Source organism: Marinospirillum insulare DSM 21763 (genome assembly GCF_000686905.1).
Classification (GTDB): Bacteria; Pseudomonadota; Gammaproteobacteria; order Pseudomonadales; family Halomonadaceae; genus Marinospirillum; species Marinospirillum insulare.
Window position 1 is genome coordinate 1 of record NZ_JMLW01000057.1, and the last position, 6,657, is coordinate 6,657.

Sequence of the window (6,657 nt, forward strand, 5' to 3'; positions counted from 1 at the left end):
GCACTTTTCATCATCAGAAACTCCAGAATTTACGTAGGAGCGCGCAAATCTTCCAAAACCTGAGACCTCTTAGGTTTTTCTACAGCCTGAACGCCCGCATTTGGGGCGGCTGGAGCAACGTGTAAGCCGTCCCAGCAGCGCGGCTTTTTTGCGCTGCGACAACATGCGCTTGTTAGATTTTTGCCCGTTCACGCAGAATCCCCACATCTTCCGTAAGTGAGAGTGAATGCATCTTTCGATGACAATTGGGGCATAGGGCTACAGTATTTTCAATCGTGTCGGCGCCACCGGATGAAAGCCAGTCTATATGATGTGTTTCAAGGTAAGGTTTACCAAACTTGTCCTTGAATGGGGCTTTCTGACGGCAAAGTTGACACTTACCTTTGGCTTTGCGTTTTGCGATTTCTGCAATATTTGCATCCCGCACGTAGACTGACTTCGACGTTACTTCTAGCTTTTTGCCAGCCGACTCCTTTGCTCGTGCATATAGCTCTTCTAGCGACAGCATTTCCACAACGTTTACTGCGTCGGCAGTAATGTATTCCTTGAACCTAGAAACCTTGGTAACAAAAGCTGCGATTTCTTTTGCGACATTATTTCCGTTTAAATTTGCAATCTTAATAGCACTGCTTTTCTTTCCACCTTCTCTAATTTCAATCAGGTCAATTTCAGCCCAATTTATGAAGGCACTTTTACCTATCCCTTTTCTTCCGCCACCTACTTTTCCTCGGTGCATAAGAAAAACTTCACCGGAATTTTCCTCTCTGGCAAAAAAACCAGATACCTTTCGATCAATACCTGAAAAAGGTACATTGATCTCGACGGCTATATTCAAAGATTTATTACCCCCAATACCTCTTGATAACCCAAACCCGTTCCAATACCGCTTTGACTTTCCTTTTTCATCAAGATTGTATGAGTTGTACCATATTTTGGAGTTGTAAATAACTTCAGTCTGCCAGCTACCACCAGGGAATCCGATGGTCGTAAAGAGACTGCTTTTCAACGATTCAGAAAGCTTAGTTTTTAATAGCTCTTGGCATTCGCTGTTTGTGTTTTTATCTGTAATAGTTGTTAGCACCTATACCCTCCTAAAATCTAACGCAAAGCTTTGGGGCGGCTGGAGCGAAGCGTAAGCCGTCCTAGCCGCAATAGCGGCGACAACAGCGCCTTGTTATGCATGTTTGACCTCAATGAACCATTTAGGCTGCATAGCATGAAAATCTGTTCGGATATTGGAAGGTAGGTAGCTGGCTGAATCCAGAACGAAAGGCTGACCATCCAAACGCTTGAATACAACCCAATGCCAGAAGTCTTTACCTTCTTCCTGGTGATGCTTGATAGACAACAATGCCAGATCAGGCAAGGTCGCCCAAGAGTCAAAGGGAACCTCATCTTTGGAAGTGTCAACGCCTGCGTTTAGCAGCATACGTCGCACATACTGGGTATCAGACCACAATGATTTATCCGAGGCATGGATACCCATAGCATTAGCGATGGCTTTCATCTCTGAATAACTATGACCTAGAATATTGGCAACAGAAGCAATTCCGCATCCAGTGGTTTCTTCCTGCACTACCGACTCAAGCACTGACAACTCCTTAATGCATAACGAGGCTGTAGAACAACCTGTTTTCAGCCAGCTTTTCCCACCAACAGCTCATTTTCTGTTATTTATATTGTATTGCCCATTTTAGCTGGCAACTTATTTGTTCAGTGTATTTCTAGCTTTTTGTTGCTGACTTCTAATAATCTTCTATTTATACGTTGTTTTAGACCCATTTATGGGCTAATCAGCCTTTTCATTGGTTCAGTTTGCCATAACGGGCCAGCTTCTCAACATTGTGTACTAAGCAAAAGAGTTGCCACTGGCCTTGCACCTTAGTTTTACCCCTCAGGCTAAAGCGGTTCAACCGTTTATTGGTACCGATATTGCCAAACACTGGTTCAACAACCGACATGCGGTGCGCATAAACGGCTTTTCCTAGGGGGTTATCCACACGGTGTTTCATCCAGTCAGTGTAGTTGGCTGCTCTTTTTCCATTTAATGGGAAGCTGACTTGTCGGCCTGCACCTTTGCGGTGGTTGGCTGCGGAGGGCGTTTTCATGCATTGGTGTTTTTTAGGGCAGTGTTCATCAACCTGCTCTTGGGAAAAACCCAGATCAGCTAAGCAGGCTTTTACTGCATCATAGTTGTACATAAAACCCCTCAGGTCACTTTCTCCTGACACCGCTCCAGAAAGAACTGCAAATCAGTAACGCCTTGGCCGAAAATGCCATCCGACCCTTGGCCATTGGCCGTAAAAACTGGTTGTTTGCCGACACTCGTAAAGGCGCAGAAGCCAGCGCCGCTTGTTACTCACTGATAGAAACCGCCAAAGCAAATCACCTCGATCCACAAGCCTACATCAAGCACATTCTTGACCGCATAGCTGTCGCTGACACATTAGAAAAACTCGAAGCCCTGCTGCCATGGAATGTAGAGCTGGATTAAGCTAAGTAGCCGTTCTGCAAGGGTGCTGATTTAAGGGCGCTTACCAGATGAAGGCCTGTTTGCTGATGAACAGAAAAAACGCGAGGGGTTGCAGAAGGAAAGGAGTTGGCTGAATTGCGCTTTGCGCTTTCTATTGAGAAGGGTATTAGCTGGCTAAAATCAAGATCCGTGGGTAAATAGGAACTATACAAACTTTACTTTAGTTTTGGTGCAGTGTAACTACTGTCGTACTCAGTTGGGTCAATACCAGCAAATTGATAAATATTTTTTCCGGATGATTTCGAAGAAAGGTAATAAGGTTTTTCATCACAATAAATTTCATCGATTTTCTTGTGTATGGACTGTCTCATTTTGTTGTAAAATTCGGTTCTTTCTGATTTGTTAAAATCGAATACTTGTCCAGGCTGTATAGCTATCATAAGATATGGGCTTACTCTAATTTTAGCTGTGTGGCTAGGTGAAGTAATCACAGGAAATAGCTTGATATCATTGTAGTAAAAATCAAAATCTTGACTATTCATGTCTTTGGTTTTGTTTTTTGGCCATGTACCTCTATCTTTTTTGTGAGTGTTTTTTAAAGTACTTACCATAAAATCAAAATCATTAATAAAATGGTGTTCTTTTTCTATAATGAATACACCTGTTAGGTAGCTTCTCTCCCCCCTTTTCTTAGACATTTTTATTATTTTTGTATATTCTAAAAGCTCACTATAAAATTTTTTTTCGAAATCATCCAAATCATTAAAAGTGCAGAAAAGCATATACCCTTTATTAAAAGACGCCTTAGCAAAAAGGCAAGGAAATATATCTGAGTTAAAAAAATTACAAAGCTTTTCATGCATGACTGGATTACGTGTCTTGAGTTCATCCTTTGTAAGCATTATTTTTGCTCCGTTTCATTCTTTTCAATGTATATTCTAATAGATTCTTTCACATCTTTTCTAAATCCGTCACACTTAATTTTGGAGGTGGTTTTGTTTAGTTTCCCATTTTCCATAAAGGAAGCAGGGCAGAATTCACAAAAGTTATAAGCAAAACACCTGGAGCACTCCTCTTTTTTGAATGAAAGGAACTCACTATAAATTTTTTTTGATGCTAACTCAAGGTCTTCTTTGGTAGTGCTGCTTACCACACCATAATCCTGTATCCGTTCACAGAACTGAATTTCTCCACTTGATCTTATATATGTCCTATTTGAGAAAGGCACACATATTTTTTTTCCTTGGGAAGCATATTTATCTAGCTTTCTATGGTTTACTTTAGCAATCAAGTTTCCTATGAAGCTTTGCTCTATCGGTCTTAATAAAATTTCTTTTTTTTCGGTTTCATTGAATAATTCAACTGCAGCATTGCTTATGTGCTTGTTGATTTCTTCAGAATTGCTCAGCTCTGCTGAAAACCTTACTTTTTTACTGTCTATTATTTTTGATTCAGCAAAGAATTTATTTATTAAATCAATTTCTTCTGTGTTATTTATAACGCAATTAAATAAAACTTTCTCAGAATAGTATTCAGGATAATTGTCTTTGATGCTCTCTATTTTACTTACCAGCTCTTCAAAAACTCCCTTTTTATTTTTTTTGAATCTGTATTTATCGTTTACTGTTTTCGGGCCGTCAATGCTAAATGTAATCAAAAAATTATTTTTTATTAGAAACTCTAATTTTTCATTGTTAAGGGGTATGCCGTTCGTTGTAATTGAATACTTAATCTTTTTATTTGATATCGTGTCAGCATGGGCTACTATATCTTTAATTTTTTCAAACTCTAGAAGAGGCTCTCCACCATAAAAAACAATGAAAGCTTCCTCTTTGTTTGTTCTTTCATAAAAAGAACTGACACTATCTTTTGCTTCTTTTAAGCTTATCGATTTCTTTCCATGGGATCTCTCCTTGATTTTTGACTCATCATCGAACACACAATAAGAGCATCTTAGGTTGCACTTTTCTGTTATCTCAATTATAAGTGTTTTGGCGTTTTTTGAAACTTGTTTTCTAATATCAGGGGTATTTGACTCTAGGTCTCTTATTCCATTCTCTCTGCCGAAATTCGTGTTACTTATACCGTCAAGATCGTTTTGTCTAACTTGATATATATTGTTTGTGATCGCATCAAAAACATAGCAATTATTGGTTTTTGTTTGGAACTTCAATATATTTATATCTTGTATCACTTTTCCCATCCCTAAAAAAATGCAGGCTTCTGCCTGCATTTTTTTAAACTATATCGCTAATTATTATCTAGCGTAGCCACCCTGCAAAGTGCAGGCCATTTCAACTTCGCCAGGCTCAGGCTTGAATACTGGTTTTAGTTCAACGCTGTTCATTTGGAACTCCTTTTTGATTTTTGATGTAAACCAAAATTATGCTACACAAAAAGCTAGGCTCGTGTCAATTAATATATAATTTCATATTTTATATTTTATTTTTCTACAAAAATCAATAGCTTATAAAGCTTTCCTGTTAGCAGTTCGGCCATCTGTGCCTCTAACCAGCTGAAAAATAATGAAAAAAAATTATTTTTATTTCTGGGTTTTCTGCCTGTTGGTGTTGCCTTTGTATCTACAAGCATATTTTCTGGAAATCATGCCAGCCCAACTTTATTATAACTTTCCTTGTGGAAACTGGGTTTCCTTTCTAGCCTTTACGACTTTCCATTAATAAGTTAGCTGTTCAGCGGTCTATTGATCAACTTCCGCCCCTCTCAATAGAGTTATCAGGGTTATTTTTTATTGACATAAAAAATTATGGGGTTACTATAACCCCACAGCTTTAAATAAGGAGGTGGTTTTGAAAAGTTCGGCATTAATAAAAATGCTTGAGGCTGATGGCTGGAACCTTGTTGGAACTAGGGGTTCACATCACTACTTCAAGCACACAATAAAAAAGGGCAAGGTTACGGTTCCCCACCCAAAAAAAAGACCTGCCTCAAAAAACGGTTCAATCAATTTTGAATCAAGCTCAGCTTTAAAACTGGGCAATTACATAGCTAATAGCTGGATATATATCTAGCAAAAATATATAAATACCTAGCCATGATGCTGGGTAAAATTACACAAATATAGGTGTAAAAATATGAAATTTACTATCGCTATAGAAGCTGGTAACGAAACTCAAGCTTATGGAGTATTGTTCCCCGACCTTTCAGGATGTATTTCCGCTGGCGATACGCTTGAAGAAGCGATCAGCAATGCAAATGAAGCCTTAGCAGGTTATATGGACTTTCTTTTTGAAGAAGGAGACCCACTACCTCAGCCTACCAGCATTGAAGAACATAGAAAGAACCCTGAATATCAGGATTGCATCTGGGCGGTCATTGATTTTGATATAACACCCTACTTGGGCAAATCTCAAAAAATTAACGTAACACTACCCGATAGACTAATTAAAAAAATTGACGACATCGTATCTAGAAACCCACAATACGGAAGTCGTTCTGGGTTTTTAGCAAAAGCTGCCTTAGATGAATTAACAAACCTTCATGCCTAATAAAAAAGCCCGACTTTATTATAACTTTCCTTGTGGAAACTGGGTTTCCTTTGTAGTCTTTACGGCTTTCCATTAATAAGTTAGTTGAATAAGGAGGTTTCGTGGATATTTTAGGGTTACTATCAGGTGCTTTAGCTCAAGTTTGGTACATCATACCTTTGTTACTTATCGTTTCGATATTCACTGGGTGCTCTTTTTCCATTTAATGGGAAGCTGACTTGTCGGCCTGCACCTTTGCGGTGATCAGCTGCGGAGGGCGTTTTCATACATTGGTGTTTTTTAGGGCAATGCCTACATTGTAATAATCGCCCTTCAAAATAAGCCGTTGGTTGACCTTGAAGATTATTTCGGGTGCCTCGACTACTGATAGTCTGCCCTGCTGGGCAAATGCAGGTCATTGTTATGGGGTCAAATTGGAATTCGCTGGCAGGAATGAGTTGCTTGGCTTTTGACTTGCTGGGTGTTTGGTGACGTTTGCCGTATTTTTCTTTTTAGTGTGCGAACTTGGGATCACGGCTTCTGAACTGGTTGTCTGGGATGTAGGCATTGATGTTGTTTTCATGCAGGTATTGCATGTTGGCTTCATTAGCAAAGCCCGTATCAGCAGTAACGATGATGCCTTCTTCATAGAGGTTTTTGCTGATACCCAGCCGTTTGTAACGCTCTTGAATGGTT

7 protein-coding genes and 3 pseudogenes are annotated in these 6,657 nt (G+C 39.3%); 3 read left to right on the forward strand and 7 right to left on the reverse strand.

All coding sequences use genetic code 11. From position 1 onward, the window contains the following. Window positions 1-172: 172 nt before the first annotated feature. The 3 genes and pseudogenes from BP27_RS17440 to BP27_RS0113280 all read right to left on the reverse strand — a co-directional run. Window positions 173-1,081 carry an HNH endonuclease gene (locus BP27_RS17440; RefSeq protein ID WP_051610584.1) on the reverse strand — a complete coding sequence of 303 codons (909 nt, stop codon included), beginning with the start codon at window positions 1,079-1,081 and terminating at the stop codon, window positions 173-175. 93 nt (window positions 1,082-1,174) lie between these two features. Continuing rightward, window positions 1,175-1,591, reverse strand: a complete 417-nt coding sequence (locus BP27_RS0113275; RefSeq protein ID WP_027851947.1) for a hypothetical protein — start codon at window positions 1,589-1,591, stop codon at window positions 1,175-1,177. Window positions 1,592-1,802: 211 nt separating this feature from the next. Then, window positions 1,803-2,132, reverse strand: a pseudogene (locus BP27_RS0113280) (transposase); the annotation flags it as partial. Between the two features lie 110 nt (window positions 2,133-2,242). Between BP27_RS0113280 and BP27_RS0113285 the strand changes: the two are divergent. Then, a pseudogene (locus BP27_RS0113285) lies at window positions 2,243-2,494 on the forward strand (transposase domain-containing protein); the annotation flags it as partial. A gap of 194 nt (window positions 2,495-2,688) precedes the next feature. On the opposite strand, the gene BP27_RS0113295 reads toward BP27_RS0113285, so the two are convergent. Next, window positions 2,689-3,375, reverse strand: coding sequence for a YqcI/YcgG family protein (locus BP27_RS0113295; protein ID WP_027851951.1), 687 nt, complete (start codon window positions 3,373-3,375; stop codon window positions 2,689-2,691). Next, window positions 3,375-4,706 carry a radical SAM protein gene (locus BP27_RS0113300; protein ID WP_027851952.1) on the reverse strand — a complete coding sequence of 444 codons (1,332 nt, stop codon included), beginning with the start codon at window positions 4,704-4,706 and terminating at the stop codon, window positions 3,375-3,377. The genes BP27_RS0113295 and BP27_RS0113300 overlap by 1 nt, the downstream gene beginning before the upstream one ends. A 577-nt stretch (window positions 4,707-5,283) precedes the next feature. On the opposite strand from BP27_RS0113300, the gene BP27_RS16410 reads away from it, so the two are divergent. Both BP27_RS16410 and BP27_RS0113315 read left to right on the forward strand, forming a co-directional pair. Next, window positions 5,284-5,505, forward strand: a complete 222-nt coding sequence (locus BP27_RS16410) for a type II toxin-antitoxin system HicA family toxin (RefSeq protein ID WP_051610585.1) — start codon at window positions 5,284-5,286, stop codon at window positions 5,503-5,505. A 63-nt stretch (window positions 5,506-5,568) separates the two neighbouring features. Then, window positions 5,569-5,982, forward strand: coding sequence for a type II toxin-antitoxin system HicB family antitoxin (locus BP27_RS0113315; protein ID WP_027851953.1), 414 nt, complete (start codon window positions 5,569-5,571; stop codon window positions 5,980-5,982). A gap of 161 nt (window positions 5,983-6,143) precedes the next feature. Here the strand turns inward: BP27_RS0113315 and BP27_RS17320 are convergent, their stop codons facing one another. Next, window positions 6,144-6,380: a transposase gene (locus tag BP27_RS17320; RefSeq protein WP_211251314.1), complete on the reverse strand. Its 237-nt coding sequence runs from the start codon at window positions 6,378-6,380 to the stop codon at window positions 6,144-6,146. 93 nt (window positions 6,381-6,473) lie between these two features. Further along, window positions 6,474-6,657 (reverse strand): annotated as a pseudogene (locus BP27_RS17325) (IS1182 family transposase); the annotation flags it as partial.

Coding starts and splice junctions, on each gene's coding strand:
- BP27_RS0113315 (WP_027851953.1), top strand. CDS start 5,569: ATGAAATTTACTATCGCTATAGAAGCTGGTAACGAAACTCAAGCTTAT.
- BP27_RS0113300 (WP_027851952.1), bottom strand. CDS start 4,706: ATGCAGGCAGAAGCCTGCATTTTTTTAGGGATGGGAAAAGTGATACAA.
- BP27_RS17320 (WP_211251314.1), bottom strand. CDS start 6,380: ATGACCTGCATTTGCCCAGCAGGGCAGACTATCAGTAGTCGAGGCACC.
- BP27_RS0113295 (WP_027851951.1), bottom strand. CDS start 3,375: ATGCTTACAAAGGATGAACTCAAGACACGTAATCCAGTCATGCATGAA.